The sequence below is a fragment of the Rhizobium sp. BK176 genome, from assembly GCF_024808055.1.
In genome coordinates, this window is record NZ_JANUBV010000003.1 from 174,193 (window position 1) to 190,673 (window position 16,481).

At 59.5% G+C, this 16,481-nt stretch carries 16 protein-coding genes; 10 read left to right on the forward strand and 6 right to left on the reverse strand.

Features of this window, described 5'->3' with window-relative positions:
- Positions 1 to 48 precede the first annotated feature (48 nt).
- Entirely contained in the window at positions 49 to 3,513 is a 3,465-nt protein-coding gene (gene pyc / locus FHT76_RS13575; protein ID WP_259126922.1) for a pyruvate carboxylase, read from the forward strand.
- Between the two features lie 69 nt (positions 3,514 to 3,582).
- Positions 3,583 to 4,143: an NADPH-dependent FMN reductase gene (locus FHT76_RS13580; protein ID WP_183863813.1), complete on the forward strand. Its 561-nt coding sequence runs from the start codon at positions 3,583 to 3,585 to the stop codon at positions 4,141 to 4,143.
- Between the two features lie 20 nt (positions 4,144 to 4,163).
- Here FHT76_RS13580 and FHT76_RS13585 read toward each other — a convergent pair whose 3' ends face one another.
- The 3 genes from FHT76_RS13585 to FHT76_RS13595 form a co-directional block, all read right to left on the reverse strand.
- Positions 4,164 to 4,925 (reverse strand): amino acid ABC transporter ATP-binding protein, encoded by a 762-nt coding sequence (locus FHT76_RS13585; RefSeq protein WP_114714143.1) that lies wholly within the window; start codon positions 4,923 to 4,925, stop codon positions 4,164 to 4,166.
- Entirely contained in the window at positions 4,922 to 5,602 is a 681-nt protein-coding gene (locus FHT76_RS13590; RefSeq protein ID WP_114714142.1) for an amino acid ABC transporter permease, read from the reverse strand. The genes FHT76_RS13585 and FHT76_RS13590 overlap by 4 nt, the downstream gene beginning before the upstream one ends.
- Before the next feature lie 104 nt (positions 5,603 to 5,706).
- Positions 5,707 to 6,480: an amino acid ABC transporter substrate-binding protein gene (locus FHT76_RS13595; RefSeq protein WP_183863812.1), complete on the reverse strand. Its 774-nt coding sequence runs from the start codon at positions 6,478 to 6,480 to the stop codon at positions 5,707 to 5,709.
- Between the two features lie 240 nt (positions 6,481 to 6,720).
- Between FHT76_RS13595 and FHT76_RS13600 the strand changes: the two genes are divergently transcribed.
- The 3 genes from FHT76_RS13600 (at position 6,721) to ispG (ending at position 10,103) form a co-directional block, all read left to right on the forward strand.
- Positions 6,721 to 7,503 carry a DeoR/GlpR family DNA-binding transcription regulator gene (locus FHT76_RS13600; RefSeq protein ID WP_183863811.1) on the forward strand — a complete coding sequence of 261 codons (783 nt, stop codon included), beginning with the start codon at positions 6,721 to 6,723 and terminating at the stop codon, positions 7,501 to 7,503.
- A gap of 59 nt (positions 7,504 to 7,562) precedes the next feature.
- Positions 7,563 to 8,756 (forward strand): MFS transporter, encoded by a 1,194-nt coding sequence (locus FHT76_RS13605; protein WP_259126921.1) that lies wholly within the window; start codon positions 7,563 to 7,565, stop codon positions 8,754 to 8,756.
- A 96-nt stretch (positions 8,757 to 8,852) separates the two neighbouring features.
- Positions 8,853 to 10,103, forward strand: a complete 1,251-nt coding sequence (gene ispG, locus FHT76_RS13610) for a flavodoxin-dependent (E)-4-hydroxy-3-methylbut-2-enyl-diphosphate synthase (RefSeq protein WP_183755057.1) — start codon at positions 8,853 to 8,855, stop codon at positions 10,101 to 10,103.
- 15 nt (positions 10,104 to 10,118) lie between these two features.
- On the opposite strand, the gene FHT76_RS13615 is transcribed toward ispG, so the two are convergent.
- Both FHT76_RS13615 and FHT76_RS13620 read right to left on the reverse strand, forming a co-directional pair.
- Positions 10,119 to 10,757 (reverse strand): LysE family translocator, encoded by a 639-nt coding sequence (locus FHT76_RS13615; protein WP_259185624.1) that lies wholly within the window; start codon positions 10,755 to 10,757, stop codon positions 10,119 to 10,121.
- A gap of 115 nt (positions 10,758 to 10,872) precedes the next feature.
- The gene (locus FHT76_RS13620) at positions 10,873 to 11,787 is read right to left on the reverse strand and encodes a polyprenyl synthetase family protein (protein WP_183863809.1); all 915 of its coding nucleotides are present in this window, start codon (positions 11,785 to 11,787) and stop codon (positions 10,873 to 10,875) included.
- A 134-nt stretch (positions 11,788 to 11,921) separates the two neighbouring features.
- On the opposite strand from FHT76_RS13620, the gene mtgA reads away from it, so the two are divergent.
- The 4 genes from mtgA (at position 11,922) to FHT76_RS13640 (ending at position 14,434) form a co-directional block, all read left to right on the forward strand.
- Positions 11,922 to 12,668, forward strand: coding sequence for a monofunctional biosynthetic peptidoglycan transglycosylase (gene mtgA, locus FHT76_RS13625; RefSeq protein ID WP_183863808.1), 747 nt, complete (start codon positions 11,922 to 11,924; stop codon positions 12,666 to 12,668).
- Between the two features lie 213 nt (positions 12,669 to 12,881).
- Positions 12,882 to 13,529 carry a glutathione S-transferase family protein gene (locus FHT76_RS13630; protein ID WP_183755065.1) on the forward strand — a complete coding sequence of 216 codons (648 nt, stop codon included), beginning with the start codon at positions 12,882 to 12,884 and terminating at the stop codon, positions 13,527 to 13,529.
- A gap of 156 nt (positions 13,530 to 13,685) precedes the next feature.
- Positions 13,686 to 13,871 (forward strand): 50S ribosomal protein L32, encoded by a 186-nt coding sequence (gene rpmF / locus FHT76_RS13635; protein WP_016556742.1) that lies wholly within the window; start codon positions 13,686 to 13,688, stop codon positions 13,869 to 13,871.
- 158 nt (positions 13,872 to 14,029) lie between these two features.
- Positions 14,030 to 14,434 (forward strand): hypothetical protein, encoded by a 405-nt coding sequence (locus FHT76_RS13640; RefSeq protein ID WP_183755067.1) that lies wholly within the window; start codon positions 14,030 to 14,032, stop codon positions 14,432 to 14,434.
- Between the two features lie 2 nt (positions 14,435 to 14,436).
- Here the strand turns inward: FHT76_RS13640 and phaR are convergent, their stop codons facing one another.
- Complete coding sequence (gene phaR, locus FHT76_RS13645) at positions 14,437 to 15,009, reverse strand: polyhydroxyalkanoate synthesis repressor PhaR (protein WP_016556740.1); 573 nt, start codon at positions 15,007 to 15,009, stop codon at positions 14,437 to 14,439.
- Between the two features lie 235 nt (positions 15,010 to 15,244).
- Between phaR and FHT76_RS13650 the strand changes: the two genes are divergently transcribed.
- A complete protein-coding gene (locus tag FHT76_RS13650; RefSeq protein ID WP_183755068.1) occupies positions 15,245 to 16,426 on the forward strand; it encodes an acetyl-CoA C-acetyltransferase in 1,182 nt (393 codons plus the stop codon).
- The last annotated feature ends 55 nt before the right edge of the window (positions 16,427 to 16,481 follow it).

The following is a 16,481-nucleotide window of genomic DNA, read 5'->3' on the forward strand; positions in this document are numbered from 1 at the left end:
CTTCGCGGGTGCAGCAATTGCCCGTTTCGATGCCGTGAGGAGACAGCATTGCCCATTTCCAAGATACTTGTTGCCAACCGTTCGGAAATTGCCATCCGCGTGTTTCGCGCGGCCAACGAGCTCGGGATAAAAACGGTCGCGATATGGGCGGAAGAAGATAAACTGGCACTGCATAGGTTTAAGGCCGACGAGAGTTACCAGGTCGGCCGTGGACCGCATCTTGCCCGTGATCTCGGCCCAATCGAGAGCTATCTGTCGATCGACGAAGTGATCCGCGTCGCCAAGCTTTCGGGCGCCGATGCGATCCATCCGGGTTACGGCCTGCTGTCGGAAAGCCCGGAATTCGTCGATGCCTGTAACAAGGCAGGCATCATCTTCATCGGCCCGACGGCCGATACCATGCGTCAGCTCGGCAACAAGGTCGCGGCGCGCAACCTCGCCATCTCCGTCGGCGTTCCTGTCGTGCCGGCAACGGAGCCGCTGCCGGATGATATGGCCGAAGTCGCTCGTATGGCGGCGGCGATCGGCTATCCCGTTATGCTCAAGGCTTCCTGGGGCGGCGGTGGACGCGGCATGCGCGTCATTCGCTCGGAAGCCGATCTCGCCCGCGAGGTGACGGAAGCCAAGCGCGAGGCGATGGCTGCCTTCGGCAAGGACGAGGTCTATCTGGAAAAGCTCGTCGAGCGCGCTCGTCACGTCGAAAGCCAGATTCTGGGCGATACGCACGGCAACGTCGTACATCTCTTCGAGCGCGACTGCTCGATCCAGCGCCGCAACCAGAAAGTCGTCGAGCGCGCGCCGGCGCCTTACCTCAGCGAGGCGCAGCGCCAGGAACTCGCGGCCTATTCGCTGAAGATCGCGGGTGCCACCAATTACATCGGCGCCGGTACCGTCGAATATCTGATGGACGCCGACACCGGCAAATTCTACTTCATCGAAGTCAATCCGCGCATCCAGGTCGAGCACACGGTCACCGAAGTCGTTACCGGCATCGATATCGTCAAGGCGCAGATCCACATTCTTGACGGCTTCGCGATTGGCACGCCGGAATCGGGCGTGCCCGCGCAGAATGACATTCGCCTCAACGGCCACGCTCTGCAGTGCCGCATCACGACCGAAGATCCCGAGCACAACTTCATCCCTGACTATGGCCGCATCACCGCTTACCGTTCGGCATCCGGCTTCGGCATTCGCCTTGATGGCGGCACCTCCTATTCCGGTGCGATCATCACCCGCTATTACGATCCGCTGCTGGTCAAGGTCACGGCCTGGGCGCCGAGCCCGTCTGAAGCGATCTCGCGCATGGACCGTGCGCTGCGCGAATTCCGCATCCGCGGCGTTGCCACCAACCTGACCTTCCTGGAAGCGATCATCACGCATCCGAAGTTTAGGGATAACAGTTACACCACACGCTTCATCGACTCGACGCCGGAACTCTTCCAGCAGGTTAAACGTGCTGACCGTGCAACTAAGCTGCTCACCTATTTGGCGGACGTGACGGTCAATGGCCATCCGGAAGCCAAGGACCGCCCGAAGCCATCGGCGGACATCGCCGAGCCGGTCGTCCCCTATACCAACGGCAATGGGATTCCCGACGGCACCAAGCAGCTTCTAGACAAGCTCGGCCCGAAGAAGTTCGGCGAGTGGATGCGCAATGAGAAACGCGTGCTGATGACCGATACGACGATGCGCGATGGCCATCAGTCGCTGCTTGCCACGCGCATGCGTACCTACGACATTGCCCGGATCGCCGGCACCTACGCGCATGCGTTGCCGAACCTGCTGTCGCTGGAATGCTGGGGCGGCGCGACCTTCGACGTCTCGATGCGCTTCCTGACGGAAGATCCATGGGAGCGCCTGTCGCTGGTCCGCGAAGCGGCACCAAATCTGCTGCTGCAGATGCTGCTGCGCGGCGCCAATGGCGTCGGCTACAAGAACTATCCTGACAACGTCGTCAAATACTTCGTCCGCCAGGCAGCTGCCGGCGGTATTGATCTCTTCCGCGTCTTCGACTGCTTGAACTGGGTCGAGAACATGCGCGTCTCGATGGATGCGGTGGCCGAAGAGAACAAGCTCTGTGAAGCAGCGATCTGCTACACCGGCGATATCCTGAACTCCGCGCGCCCGAAGTACGATCTCAAGTACTATACGGACCTCGCCGTAGAGCTCGAAAAGGCCGGCGCGCATATCATCGCACTGAAGGACATGGCCGGCCTGTTGAAGCCGGCTGCCGCCAAGGTGTTGTTCAAGGCACTGCGCGACGCTACCAGCCTGCCGATCCATTTCCACACGCACGACACTTCGGGCATCGCCGCCGCGACGGTTCTCGCCGCCGTCGATGCTGGCGTCGACGCCGTCGATGCCGCGATGGACGCTCTGTCCGGCAATACTTCGCAGCCCTGTCTCGGCTCGATCGTCGAGGCGCTGCGTGGTTCAGAGCGCGATCCGGGTCTCGATCCGGAATGGATCCGCCGTATCTCCTTCTACTGGGAAGCGGTGCGTCATCAGTATGCGGCCTTCGAAAGCGACCTGAAGGGGCCGGCCTCGGAAGTCTATCTGCACGAAATGCCGGGTGGCCAGTTCACCAACCTCAAGGAACAGGCCCGCTCGCTCGGCCTCGAGACCCGCTGGCACCAAGTGGCGCAGGCCTATGCCGACGCCAACCAGATGTTCGGCGACATCGTCAAGGTGACGCCGTCCTCGAAGGTCGTTGGCGATATGGCGCTGATGATGGTTTCGCAGGACCTGACGGTCGCCGATGTTGTCAGCGCCGACAAGGAAGTCTCCTTTCCAGAGTCGGTCGTCTCGATGCTGAAGGGCGATCTCGGTCAGCCTCCTTCCGGCTGGCCAGAAGCACTGCAGAAGAAGGCACTGAAGGGTGACGCGCCCTATACGGTGCGTCCGGGCTCGCTGCTTGCCGATGCCGACCTCGATGCCGAGCGCAAGACGATCGAGACCAAGCTGGAGCGCGAGGTCAGCGATTTCGAGTTTGCTTCGTACCTCATGTATCCGAAGGTCTTCACCGACTTCGCACTGGCCTCCGACACCTATGGCCCGGTCTCTGTCTTGCCGACGCCGGCCTATTTCTACGGCCTGGCGGACGGCGAGGAGCTGTTTGCCGACATCGAAAAGGGCAAGACGCTTGTCATCGTCAATCAAGCGATGAGCCAGACCGACAGTCAAGGCATGGTCACTGTCTTCTTCGAGCTCAACGGCCAGCCACGCCGCATTAAGGTTCCGGATCGCGCTCACGGTGCGACCGGTGCCGCCGCCCGCCGCAAGGCGGAACCCGGTAATGCCGCGCATGTCGGTGCGCCGATGCCGGGCGTCATTTCCCGCGTCTTCGTCTCGCCGGGCCAGACGGTCAACGCCGGCGACGTTCTCGTCTCCATCGAGGCGATGAAGATGGAAACGGCGATCCATGCCGAAAAGGACGGTGCGATCGCGGAAGTGCTGGTCAAGGCGGGCGATCAGATCGACGCCAAGGACCTGTTGGTCAGCTACGCCGGCTGACGAATATCGGAATCAAACTATGGGGCGGCCTCTGGGCCGCCCCATGCATTTTCATGAAAAGGATTTGATATGAGTAAGCTCAAGATTGCCGTCATTGTCGGAAGCACGCGTATTGGCCGCTTTGCGGACCATCCGGCCAAGTGGATTGCCGAGATCGCCGCAAGCCGGCCTGAACTCGAGGTCGAGATTCTCGATCTGTTGGATTATCCGATGTCCTTCCTCGGTCAGGCAAGCGCGAGCGAAGCCCAGAACGAAACGGCGGAGCGCTGGAAAAAGAAGCTGCGCGAGTTCGACGGCTACATCTTCACGGCGGCCGAATACAACCACGGCCCGACTGCCGTTCTCAAGAATGCGATCGACCTCGGTGAGTTCATCCACAAGCCGGTCGCTTTCGTTGGCTACGGCGGTGTCGGTGGCGCCCGCGCGGTAGAGCAATTGCGACTGATCTTCGTCGAAATGAGCGCCGTTTCCGTGAAGACCGGCGTTCACATCTCCTTCCCGGAATACCTGTCGGTTATCAAGGACGGAAAGAGCCTGAGCGACTACGCTCACCTCGCCGAGGCCGCCAAGAACCAGCTCGACCAGCTTGCCTGGTGGGGCAAGGCATTGAAGGCTGCCCGCGCAGTCTGACGCTCTACCGCCGCCCGTGTCTAAATGTCGTAGGTATGGGCGGCGTTAATTGTCGAGATGAAGCGTTTGGTACGTTCGCGCTCCGGCGCGGTAAAAATGTTCCGTGCACTTCCCGTCTCGACCACGCTGCCGGCCTCGAGAAAGACAACGTCGTTGGCAATCTTGGAGGCGAGACGCAGGTCATGCGTCGCCATCACCATCGTTGTTCCCTCCTTGGCTAGGCGACCGAGAACATCGACCACTTCAGCCGAAAGTTCGGGATCGAGCGCCGATGTCGGCTCATCGCAAAGAAGAACCCGCGGAGACGGGGCAAGCGCGCGGGCGATTGCGACGCGCTGCTGTTGACCGCCCGAGAGCGTCGAGGGCCATGCGTCAGCCTTGTGGGCCATGCCGACCTTCGTCAACAGCTCCATTGCCCGTTCCCGGGCTCTTTCCTTCGGCCACCGTAGAACCGTGATGAGGCCTTCCATCACATTCTCGATGGCTGTTTGATGCGGAAAGAGCTGAAAGTTCTGGAACACCATGCCGGTCTGCCGGCGGATCTTCTGGATTGCCTGCCAGGCAGTCTTCTGCCCCGGTGCAAAGCTCAGCTTCTCCTCGCCGAGGCGGATTGTGCCCGCTGTTGGGATTTCCAGCAGGTTGATGCAGCGGAGCAGCGTGCTTTTGCCGCCGCCGGAAGGGCCGACGAGTGCCGTGACGCTGCCCTCGGGAATGCGGATGCTGATGTCCTTCAGGATGACGGCGTCGCCAAAGCGCTTTTCGATATGGGAAAGCTCGATCATGCGTTTGCCTCCAGCATGCCGCCATAGCGTGCGAAGCGGCGCTCGAGGCGGACCTGCAGCGCCGAGAGAACGGAGCTCAGCGCAAGGTATATCAACGCAGCTTCGATGTAGAGGATAAGCGGCTCGTACGTGGTTGCGACGATGCGCTGTGCGGCCTGAAACAGTTCGGGTACCGTAATGGCAGCCGCAAGCGAGGTGTCCTTGACGAGCGAGATGAACGTGTTGGAAAGCGGCGGCACTGCGACGCGCCCGGCCTGCGGCAGGATCGTGCGGCTCATGGCCTGACGCCAGTTCATGCCGATCGAATAGGCTGCTTCCCATTGACCTTTCGGCACGGACGAAATGACGGCGCGGATGATCTCGGAGCTGTATGCACCGATGTTGAGCGTGAAGCCGATCAGTGCGGCCGGAAAGGCGTCGAGCAGGATGCCAATGCTCGGCAGTCCATAAAAGATCACGAAGAGCTGCACCAGAAGCGGTGTGCCTCTGATGACCCAGACATAAAAGCGGGCGATGGCAGCGACCGGCGCCGGTCCAAAAAGCCGGGCGATCGCGGTGATCAGGCCCAGGATGAGGCCGAACGCGAAAGAGAGGAGGGTCAGCGGAATGGTGAAGATCAGACCGGCCCAGAGGAGGGGCCCGAGCGAATCCGCCATCAAGTGAAGCCAGTTCGGCAAGGTGCAATCCCCAAAGAAAGACGCGTCCAGCGAGTGTTCGCTGAACGCTTTTCAGGCACATATAAAGGATGTTGCGGCGGCAGCAAGCCGCCGGCTGTATTGACTTACTTCGAAACGTCCTGGCCGAAGTACTTGTCGGAAATTTTCTGGTAAGTGCCGTCGGCCTTGATGTCGGCGAGCGCCTTGTTGATGGCTTCCAGCAGTTCCGGCTCGCCCTTGCGGATGATGATGCCGGAGTAGTCGGCATTTTCCTGCTGGGCGGCGATCTTCACCGGAGCGTCAGGCTTGTGCTTCTTGAAGTCGAGGAAGGAGAGGCTGTCGTTGATCGTCGCGTCTGCGCGCTTGGTCAGGACAAGCTGGATCGACTGGTCGAAGCCGTCGGTGCCGACGAGTTCAGCGCCGGACTGTTCGGCAAGTTTGCCGAAGTTGCTTGTCAGCGACTGCGCCGACTTCTTGCCCTTCAGATCCGCAAAGCCCTTGATGCTGTCGTCGCCGTCGCGAACGATGAGCACAGCCTTCGACGCGATATAGGGCTCGGAGAAATCGTACTTCTGCTTGCGGGCCTCGGTAATGCCGACCTGGTTGATGACCGTGTCGTAGCGCTTCGCATCGAGACCGGCGATCAAGCCGTCCCACTTGCCCTCGACGAATTCCGGCTTGACACCGAGCTTGGCGGCAATCGCTTCGCCGATCTCCACGTCGAAGCCGACCAGTTTGCCACTGTCGTTATGGTAGGTGAATGGAGCGTAAGTCCCCTCGGTGCCGATCTTGAAGACACCAGCGGACTTGATGGCGGCGAGATTTTCACCGGCAACGGCGGGGAGGAGCGCGGCGGCCTGGATCAGTGCTGCGGCGGCGATGGTCTTCAGGAGGTTCATTTTGTTATCCAATTCACCAGAGTGTTTGCTGCGGCGAAAATCGCAGAAAAGCCCGCTGTTGCGAAGCGTAGAAAACTGCAAAGACAATCGGCATCTGCAAATATTTTTCTCATTTATCACGAATTCGGCGCGGCATGTTTCAGTTTGTGAAGGCTGACCTGAGGCCGGACGCTTGCCTGCATGTTTGTATCCGTTTATGCATGTTTGTAACGATTTTATCTAAACCGGGCTGAAGTCGGCATGAACACGAATGAACTCCTCCTGCAGGAGAGACAGAGCGTCATCCTGCGGAAGCTGCAAGCCGAAGGTCGAGTGCTTGCAGCAGATCTTGCGATTGAATTCGGCGTGTCCGAAGACACGATACGTCGGGATCTGCGTGAAATGGCAGCCGCCGGCCTTTGTGAGCGTGTGTATGGCGGTGCGTTGCCCGTTTCGCCTGCCGGTGGAAGCCTCAATCATCGCGCGGGTATCGCGCGAGATCGTAAGGTGGCGCTTGCCACTGCTGCGGTGTCGCAGATCCCCCCTGGCTCGATGGTGTTTTTCGATGCGGGCAGCACCAACCTCGCAATCGCGACCGCGCTGCCGATGGACTTGCCCTTGACTGCCGCAACAAACGCTCCTGCGATCGCCGCTGCCTTGATGGAGAAACCTGCCGTCAATGTGATCCTGATCGGCGGCTTGATCGACCGCCAGGTTGGCGGCGCACTTGGCGCGAAAGCGATGCGCGACATGGAAGCCCTGTCGCCTGATCTTTGTATTCTTGGCGCCTGCGGGATTGATCTTGTGGCTGGCGTAACAACCTTCGGCTTCGAAGACGCGGAATTCAAGCGGTTCGCTGCATCGCGAAGCAAGAAGGTTCTTGTGGCCGCAACGTCCGACAAATTCGGTACCGCCGCCCCGCATAGCGTACTTCCGGTGGCGCAATGCGAATGCCTGGTGGTCGAACGCGACGCGGACCAGGAAATGTTGGCGCGCTATCGCGACAATGGCTGCAGAACGATCGTAGCCGGAAGCATAACGTAAGCATCATTCAACAACGCGTCGTGTCCGAGTGCTGGCGCTGAGACATTTTGGGAAGAAAAATGGACAACCACGTTAATACGGCACCGATTGTCAGAAGTGGCTTCATAACAAAGAACCGGGTCGCGGTTTCGCTGCTGTTCCTCATCAACGGCTTCATCGTCGGCTGCTGGGCGCCGAAAATTCCCGAATTTGCTGAGCGCCTGCAACTCAGCAAGTTCCAGTTGGGACTAATGATTCTGGTTCTTGGTGTGGGTTCGCTTACTCTCATGCCAATCGCGGGATCACAAATCGCCCGTTATGGCTCGAAGCTTGTCGCGCAGATTGCGGCCGTTTGCCTGCTGCCGGCACTTCTGGCGCTGACGCTTGCGCCGAATGTTGTGACAGGGGCGATCTCGATCTTCCTGTTTGGCGGATTCATGGGCGCCATGGATGTCGCCATGAATGCCAACGCGGTTGCAGTCGAGCAATCGATGCGTCGCTCAATCATGTCCTCGTGCCACGCTTTCTGGAGCTTGGGTGGTTTGATCGGGGCTGGCCTTGGCGGCTTGCTGATCGCCACTGTTGGTGTGCTCTGGCATGCGGTGATTGCGACCTCATTGGCAGCGCTCGTGCTGGGCCTGGCTTGGAACATGATCCTCGCAGATCCTCCACATCCGGACGAGAAGAAGGAAAAGCTCCGGCTGCCAATGGAGCCGCTGCCCTGGTTGATTGGTCTGATGGCACTATTCTCGATGGTTCCTGAGGGCGCCGTGTTGGATTGGGGTGCGCTCTACCTGCGTCAGGAACTCGGCGCGTCGGTGGCACTTTCCGGCTTCGGCTTTGCGGCGTTTTCGCTGACGATGGCTGTGATGCGGTTTGGCGGCGACCTTGTTCGCGACCGGCTTGGCGGCGTGATGACGCTTCGGATCTGCACGTTGTTTGCAATCTCAGGTATGCTGCTCGCCGCATTCGCACCCAATGCGGAAACTGCAATCCTCGGCTTTGCACTGTGCGGGATCGGCATTTCGAACATGGTCCCAATCGCCTTTTCGGCTGCCGGCAATATTCCCGGCCTCCGCGCCGGCATCGGCCTCTCGGTTGTTACAACAATGGGCTATTCGGGCATGCTGGTGGCACCCTCCGCAATCGGCTTCGTGGCCGAACATATCGGCTTTAGCGTCGTGTTCATGGCTTTGCCTGTCTTGCTGGTTGTCGTCCTGCTGTTCTCGAACCTTGCACGTTATGCCGACGGCATATCGGGCGGCGGTCACTGAACGGCTCCAAGCAAAAGTGATGCGCGGGGCGGGTTGACAACAAAGCAGGCATGATCCACCTGAAAGACACGAATTTCAGGGGTTCAAGAACTCTCTATGTCTTCAGCTGCAGATTTTGATCCGAAGCCGCGCCGCGCATCCGTCGCCGTCGATGTTGGCGGCGTCATCGTGGGCGGCGGTGCGCCCGTTGTCGTTCAGTCAATGACGAACACCGACACGGCGGATATCGACTCCACGGTCGCCCAAGTGGCGGCTCTCTTCAAGGCCGGATCAGAGATCGTCCGCATTACCGTCGACCGCGACGAAAGTGCGGCAGCGGTTCCGAAGATTCGCGACCGGCTGTTGCGGCTCGGCATGGACGTGCCGCTCGTAGGTGACTTCCACTACATCGGCCACAAGCTTCTTGCGGATCATCCGGCCTGCGCGGAGGCGCTAGCGAAGTACCGTATCAATCCGGGCAACGTCGGCTTCAAGGACAAGAAGGACAAGCAGTTCGGCGACATCATCGAGATGGCGATCCGCTACGACAAGCCGGTGCGCATCGGTGTGAACTGGGGTTCGCTGGATCAGGAATTGCTGACGGCACTGATGGACCAGAACGCCGAGGCCGGCTCGCCGCTTTCGGCGCGCCAAGTGACCCGCGAGGCGATCGTGCAGTCCGCGCTGATCTCGGCCAATCTGGCCGAAGAGATCGGTTTGCCGCGCAACCGGATTATCCTCTCGGCCAAGGTCAGCCAGGTACAGGATCTGATCGCCGTCTATTCGATGCTCTCCGAACGCTCCGATCACGCGCTGCATCTCGGTCTTACCGAAGCCGGTATGGGTAGCAAGGGGATCGTCGCCTCATCGGCTGCCATGGGCTACGTCCTGCAACAGGGCATCGGCGATACCATCCGCGTATCGCTGACGCCGGAACCGAATGGTGACCGGACCCGTGAAGTGCAGGTCGCCCAAGAGCTGCTGCAGGTCATGGGCTTTCGCCAGTTTATTCCCGTGGTTGCGGCTTGTCCCGGCTGCGGCCGCACGACCTCGACCGTCTTCCAAGAATTGGCGCAGAACATCCAGAACGACATTCGCAAGAACATGCCGGTCTGGCGCGAGAAATATCCGGGTGTCGAGGCGCTCAACGTTGCGGTCATGGGCTGCATTGTCAACGGGCCGGGTGAAAGCAAGCACGCCGACATCGGGATCTCATTGCCTGGTACCGGTGAAACGCCGGCTGCGCCAGTGTTCATCGATGGGACCAAGGCATTGACGCTGCGCGGACCGAATATCGCTTCGGACTTCGAAGCATTGGTCGCTGACTATATCGAAAAGCGCTTCGGGCAGAAGACCGCTGCGGAATAAGGCCGGAGAAAGCCGTCAAATGCGGCTGGTCAGCAGTTTCAGTCCGGCGACACAGTAGAAGGCGGCCACAGCCCCTTCGATCCAGCGGCGCAGATTGCGGTAAATCTTCAAGGCGTGTGGTGTCGAGAAGATCACTGCGTAGCCCATGAAGATGGCAAAGCCGGTCGTCATGCACATGCCGATGATCAAGCCGGCGACGGATGCCGGCGCGCCCTGAGGCATCCCGAGCGCGATGATCGCCAGCCAAGCGAAGATGGCTTTCGGGTTGGTGACGTGAATGCCATAACCGCGCAGCAACAGCGCGCGCGTCGTAAGGCTCTTTTGCACGACCGCCTGCGGCAGATCATCGTTGCCGCGCACAGCCCTGAAAGCCTTGTATGCGAGATACAGTAGGTAGATGCCGCCGAAGATCTTCAGGATCTGCAGCGCCATGGCATAGGTCTGGAGGATTGTTGCCAAGCCGAGAGCGGCAGCACAAGCCCAGGTGAACGAGCCCGCAAAGATGCCGAGCGAGATCGTCATGCCTGCCTTTCGGCCATGCGTCATCGACGTCGACACGATTGCCATGATCGCCGGGCCAGGGCTGATGACGGCAATCAGATAGGCGACATAGGCCGGCAGGATCTGCGGCAAATAGATCAGGATCTCACGCATCTGCGTCTCTTGTGCCCGGCGGTCAGTTGTTTCACCTGTTTGTGACGTGGCTCCCGACAGCCGGCAAGTGACTGTGCCCGATGTGTTGGCGGAAATATTGTCTCGGTGACGCTTTTCAGCTCTTTCGACCGGCGATGAAGCGAGCCGTCTCGGCCAGAATGGTACCGCGCTCCGAGTAGGGAGCCACCAATGCCTCGGCCGCGAGCACCTGCTCGGCAAGCTTGGCTTCCGCCCATGCCATGCCGTGCATCGCCACCAGCGTTCCTTTGCCGCGGCCGGCATCCTTGCCGGTCGCCTTGCCCATCGTGGCGGCATCGGAGGTGAGATCGAGAATGTCGTCGGCAAGCTGGAAGGTGAGGCCAATCCGCTCGCCGAACTGGCGCAATCGCACGCGATCCTCTGACGAGGCGCCGGCGATAATGGCGCCGGCCTCGCAAGCAAAACGGATGAGGGCGCCGGTTTTCATCGCCTGTAGGGTAACAATGCCTTGTTCATCCGGCGCCTGTTTCTCGGCCGCTAGGTCGAGAGCCTGCCCGCCTGCCATGCCTCCAATGCCGGCTGCGCGGGCCAGCGCCAACGTCAGCGTCACCTTAGCCTTATCCGGCAGGACGGTTTCGGGGGACGCGATGATGTCAAAAGCATAGGTCAGCAGACTGTCGCCGGCGAGAATGGCGGTCGCCTCGTCATAGGCGATGTGCACGGTCGGTTTGCCTCGACGCAGATTGTCGTCATCCATTGCCGGCAGATCGTCGTGAACGAGCGAATAACAGTGCACGCATTCAAGCGCCGCGCCCACGCGCAGAGCCGCATCCCTGTCGCCGCCGAGCAGCGATGCCACCTCGACGACAAGGAAAGGCCGAAGTCGCTTGCCGCCGTTCAGGCTGGCATAGTGCATGGCTGAACGCAGCCGTTCCGGCCGGGCGATCTCGCCCTTCAACACGGATGGCGACAGCAGCGTCTCGAGCACAGCCTCGATTTCGCGCGCGGTGGCCGTCAATCTGGCTTCGAATGTTTCAGTGCTTGCGTCCATGGCGCGCTGTTTGGCATGAGCCGCCTTCTGCTGGCAACGGAATTGTCGATGGCGCGGCGAAGATTTCCTTTGTCTCTGGCAATGCCAGTTCGCAAACGGTATGGAGAAGAAGGGCAAGAGACTGGGTCGGGGAATTGGACATAACGCCGGAGAGAGAGGAAAGCATGACCGTGCCGCTTCACAGGCACGCGTATCTTTGGCTTAAGAGTCGTCCCGTGATCATGCGCATCGTCCTCGCTCTGGCGGCGCTCGTCATCCTTCCCTATGTCCTGATCGTCCTTTACCTACTGCCCTTCGTTCACCCCGTTTCCACGCTCATGCTGCGCGATCTTCTGTTGCTGCGTGGCTACGACCGTCAATGGGTGTCGCTCGATGACGTTTCTCCGGTTCTGGTTCAGTCGGTGATGATGTCGGAAGACGGGCAATACTGTTTCCACGGCGGCGTCGATTGGGGCGAGATGCAGATGCTTCTCGAGGATACACTGAGCGGCCAGGCGACCCGTGGCGGCAGCACGATCCCGATGCAGACGGTGAAGAACCTGTTTTTGTGGAATAGCCGGTCCTTCGTGCGCAAGGCGTTGGAGCTGCCATTGGCTGTGACGGCGGATTTCATCTGGTCGAAGCGGCGCCTGATGGAGATCTACCTCAACATTGCTGAATGGGGACCAGGGATCTATGGCATCGAGGCCGCGGCCCGCCACCATTTCAAGGTGCCGGCATCCAAACTGACCAGCCGGCAGGCCGCTCTTCTTGCCGTGTCGCTCCCCAATCCCTTTGATCGCAACGCGGGCAAGCCCGGTCGGGGATTGCGACGACTCGCCGGCCTCATCGAGCGACGCGCTCGCGGGTCGGGCGATTACATCAGATGCATTTATGATTGATATCGCAATAAGTCGTTGGTGTTGACGAGTGTCATCTGGCATTCGTTGCTTCAATACGATGAACGGAAATCCCGCCACCAGCGACTGGACTGCCAGCGAGGATTTCTGCTTTTTCGCCCGCGCTTGAAGTTGCCGGCCTTCTGCGCTTTCAACGATATGAACCATTTCGAGGAGCGGCTGGTGTTCGCCCCTGTAGTGTAAACGGGAGATTCCATGGATAAACTCACGCTCTATATCGGCAACAAGAACTATTCTTCCTGGTCGTTTCGGCCATGGATCGCCATGACGGCTGCCGGCATTCCCTTTGAGGAGGTACTGGTTCCTTTCGATTTCGCCGCCGGCAATCCGCGCTTTAAGGAGTTCTCGCCGACCGGTCAGGTCCCCGTGCTTCAGCACGGCGATGTTCGTGTCTGGCAGTCGCTGGCGATCATCGAATATGTGGCCGAGCTTTTCCCGGAAGCCGGGATATGGCCGAGGGAGCGTGAGAGGCGAGGTGTTGCACGCGCCGTTTCTATGGAGATGCTGGCAGGTTTCAGGGCGCTGCGGAACGCTTGCCCGATGAATATCCGGCGGCCGAAGGGCAAGATCGCGCTTGCTGACGGCGTGATGGCCGACGTCGCCCGCATCGAGACGATCTGGCGGGACTTGCGGGCTCACTCCGGCGGACCGTTCCTGTTTGGTGGGTTTTCCGGAGCCGACGCGATGTTCGCGCCAGTTGTCAATCGTTTCGAGGTTTATGACCTAGTATCGGCCGGCGACACGCTAAGTTATATTGCAGCCGTCAAAGCGCATCCCGCCTGGAAAAAGTGGGAAGAGGCGGCGCGATCCGAGCCCTGGATTGTCGAGGAAGACGAGGTCTGAGCCGTGAATCGCAGGAATTTCAAAAAATAAGCTTGGGGACTGGTCAAGTACCTCTAAGGCATGTATAAGCGCGCAAAATTTCCGAAATCGCGATACGTCGTTTCGGCCGCCAGTCTGGCCGTTGGATGTGTTTGCCCGTGAAGTGGAGTAAGAGAAATGGCTGTACCGAAGAGAAAAACGAGCCCGTCGAAGCGCGGTATGCGCCGCTCTGCCGACGCGCTGAAGGCTGCGACCTACGTTGAAGACAAGAACTCCGGCGAACTGCGCCGTCCGCACCATATCGATCTGAAGACCGGTATGTATCGCGGCCGTCAGGTTCTGACGCCGAAGGAAAGCGCATAATACACGGGCGTTCTGCCTGCGTAGGACTTGCGAGGTCGGCCCTGTGCCGGCCTTTTGCTTTTTCGATCAGCAAATACTCGGCAAATACATTGTCGTGATATCTTGAAGTGATGCGGTTGTTTACGGCACTATTCTCCGGCTGAGGGGAGCTATGCCATATGTTCAATGCCGTACCACTGATGATTATTCCATTCATTCTTTACAATATGTCGATGCTTGGCCTGATGGGGGGCGGCGGGCTTCCTTCACTGGAAAACGACGTTATCGTTTTGTCCATGATTTCGGGAGCCATGTGGAGCATGTCGCTCGGCGATCTGTTCATCGTCGTCGCGCTTGCGGTGCTGTTCTTCGAAATACTGAAGGCGACGCGCAGTGACGGCAGCCTGACAAATCATATGTTGTCGATGCTTGTCTTCATCGCGTTCTTGGTCGAGTTTCTTCTCGTCCAGGATGCGGCCACCCAGGTTTTCTTCATCCTGATGACGATTGCATTGATCGATGTGATTGGCGGCTTTGCCGTATCTATTCGCACCGCCGGCCGCGACGTTTCGATCGGTCTCTGAGCTTAGAGATTATCGAGTTTGTTCTGAAGCGCGCGCAGCTGTTCTTTCAGCTCGTCGATGTCCTTTGCTTCCGCCTTACGGCTTTCCTTGGCCGGTGGGGTCATGAACGGCGAGAACATCTGCATGGCCTGCTGGAACATCTCGGTATTGCGGCGGACCTGATCTTCGACCATTTGCATCGGCAGTTGCAGATTCTTGCCCATCGGCGTTTCGCCGAAGGCGCGCGTAACTTGCTCGCGCATCTGAGACTGCTGCTCTGTAAAGGCGCGCATGGAATGTTCCAGGAAGCTTGGAACGACCATCTGCATCTGGTCGCCATAGTAGGTGATCAGCTGGCGAAGGAAGGAGATCGGCAGCAGCGTGTTACCCGTCTTGGATTCTTGCTCAAAAATGATCTGCGTCAGTACGGAGTGGGTAATATCGTCGCCGCTTTTCGCATCCTGGACCGTAAAATCCTCGCCCTTCTTCACCATCTCCGCCAGGTCTTCCAGTGTCACGTAAGTGCTGGTGCCTGTGTTGTAGAGGCGGCGATTGGCGTATTTCTTGATTACGATCTGCCCGTCATTCTTCGCCATATCAGTCTCCCGAAGCCCGTCTGATTGTTATGGAAATTCCTCCACCTAGGAATGTAGACGCAAACGAAGCCCGGTGACAATCTCTTTGTGCGATGCGGCAAGCCCTTTTACAGCAGAGATAATTTGCTTCAGTGTAAGTGATCCCTAAAATTGGATGACGCAGTCTTGTCGTTTGACTCGGCGATGAAGCTTTGTCAGTTTCCTCTAATCTGGTGGAGTTAACGAGGAGATTGTCATGTCGAGTTCATCCATCGTCATCGCTAGTGCAGGCCGCACTGCCGTTGGCTCATTTAATGGCGCCTTCGCGACTGTCCCGGCCCACGAATTGGGCGCGGCTGCGGTCAAGGGCGCATTGGAGCGTGCAGGTGTCGACGCCGGGGAAGTCGATGAGGTCATTCTCGGTCAGGTTCTCCCGGCAGGCGAAGGTCAGAACCCGGCCCGCCAGGCGGCGATGAAGGCGGGTATTCCGAAGGAAGCGACCGCCTGGGGTGTCAACCAGCTCTGCGGTTCGGGTCTTCGCGCCGTCGCGCTCGGCATGCAGCAGATCGCCCTCGGCGATGCAAAGATCATCGTCGCCGGCGGCCAAGAGTCGATGTCGATGGCGCCACATGCCGCGCATCTTCGCGGCGGCGTCAAAATGGGCGACATGAAAATGGTCGACACCATGATCAAGGATGGCCTGACGGACGCTTTCTACGGCTACCACATGGGCATTACTGCCGAGAACATTGCGCGCCAATGGCAGCTCTCCCGCGACGAGCAGGACCGATTTGCCGTCGCGTCGCAGAACAAGGCGGAAGCCGCGCAGAAGGCCGGCCGGTTCGCGGATGAAATCATTCCCTACGTCATCCAGACACGAAAGGGCGACGTGACTGTCGATGCCGACGAGTACATCCGGCACGGCGCGACGCTGGACTCGATGGCCAAGCTGCGTCCGGCCTTCGACAAGGAGGGCACGGTTACCGCGGCGAATGCCTCCGGCCTCAATGATGGCGCCGCCGCAGCTGTCCTGATGACCGAAGCCGAAGCCGCTCGTCGTGGCATCCAGCCGCTCGTCCGCATCGTCTCCTGGGCAACCGCAGGCGTTGATCCGCAGGTCATGGGGACCGGCCCCATCCCGGCATCGCGCAAGGCGCTGGAAAAAGCCGGTTGGTCCGTTGGCGATCTCGATCTCGTCGAAGCGAATGAGGCCTTCGCCGCCCAAGCCTGTGCGGTCAACAAGGACCTCGGCTGGGATCCGTCGATCGTCAACGTCAACGGCGGTGCGATCGCGATCGGCCATCCGATCGGCGCATCGGGTGCGCGGGTGCTCAACACGCTTCTCTTCGAGATGAAGCGTCGTGGCGCGAAAAAGGGACTGGCGACTCTTTGCATCGGTGGCGGCATGGGTGTCGCAATGTGTTTTGAAGCTCTTTGAATAGCAGGCAGTCCAACTATAACCTGAGCCCCGCGAAATAGCGGGGCCTTCAAAT

Coding starts and splice junctions, on each gene's coding strand:
- FHT76_RS13615 (WP_259185624.1), bottom strand. CDS start 10,757: ATGCGTGAGATCCTGATCTATTTGCCGCAGATCCTGCCGGCCTATGTC.
- phaR (WP_016556740.1), bottom strand. CDS start 15,009: ATGGCGAAGAATGACGGGCAGATCGTAATCAAGAAATACGCCAATCGC.
- FHT76_RS13580 (WP_183863813.1), top strand. CDS start 3,583: ATGAGTAAGCTCAAGATTGCCGTCATTGTCGGAAGCACGCGTATTGGC.
- FHT76_RS13600 (WP_183863811.1), top strand. CDS start 6,721: ATGAACACGAATGAACTCCTCCTGCAGGAGAGACAGAGCGTCATCCTG.
- FHT76_RS13650 (WP_183755068.1), top strand. CDS start 15,245: ATGTCGAGTTCATCCATCGTCATCGCTAGTGCAGGCCGCACTGCCGTT.
- FHT76_RS13595 (WP_183863812.1), bottom strand. CDS start 6,480: ATGAACCTCCTGAAGACCATCGCCGCCGCAGCACTGATCCAGGCCGCC.
- FHT76_RS13605 (WP_259126921.1), top strand. CDS start 7,563: ATGGACAACCACGTTAATACGGCACCGATTGTCAGAAGTGGCTTCATA.
- ispG (WP_183755057.1), top strand. CDS start 8,853: ATGTCTTCAGCTGCAGATTTTGATCCGAAGCCGCGCCGCGCATCCGTC.
- FHT76_RS13630 (WP_183755065.1), top strand. CDS start 12,882: ATGGATAAACTCACGCTCTATATCGGCAACAAGAACTATTCTTCCTGG.
- FHT76_RS13640 (WP_183755067.1), top strand. CDS start 14,030: ATGTTCAATGCCGTACCACTGATGATTATTCCATTCATTCTTTACAAT.
- FHT76_RS13585 (WP_114714143.1), bottom strand. CDS start 4,925: ATGATCGAGCTTTCCCATATCGAAAAGCGCTTTGGCGACGCCGTCATC.
- FHT76_RS13620 (WP_183863809.1), bottom strand. CDS start 11,787: ATGGACGCAAGCACTGAAACATTCGAAGCCAGATTGACGGCCACCGCG.
- rpmF (WP_016556742.1), top strand. CDS start 13,686: ATGGCTGTACCGAAGAGAAAAACGAGCCCGTCGAAGCGCGGTATGCGC.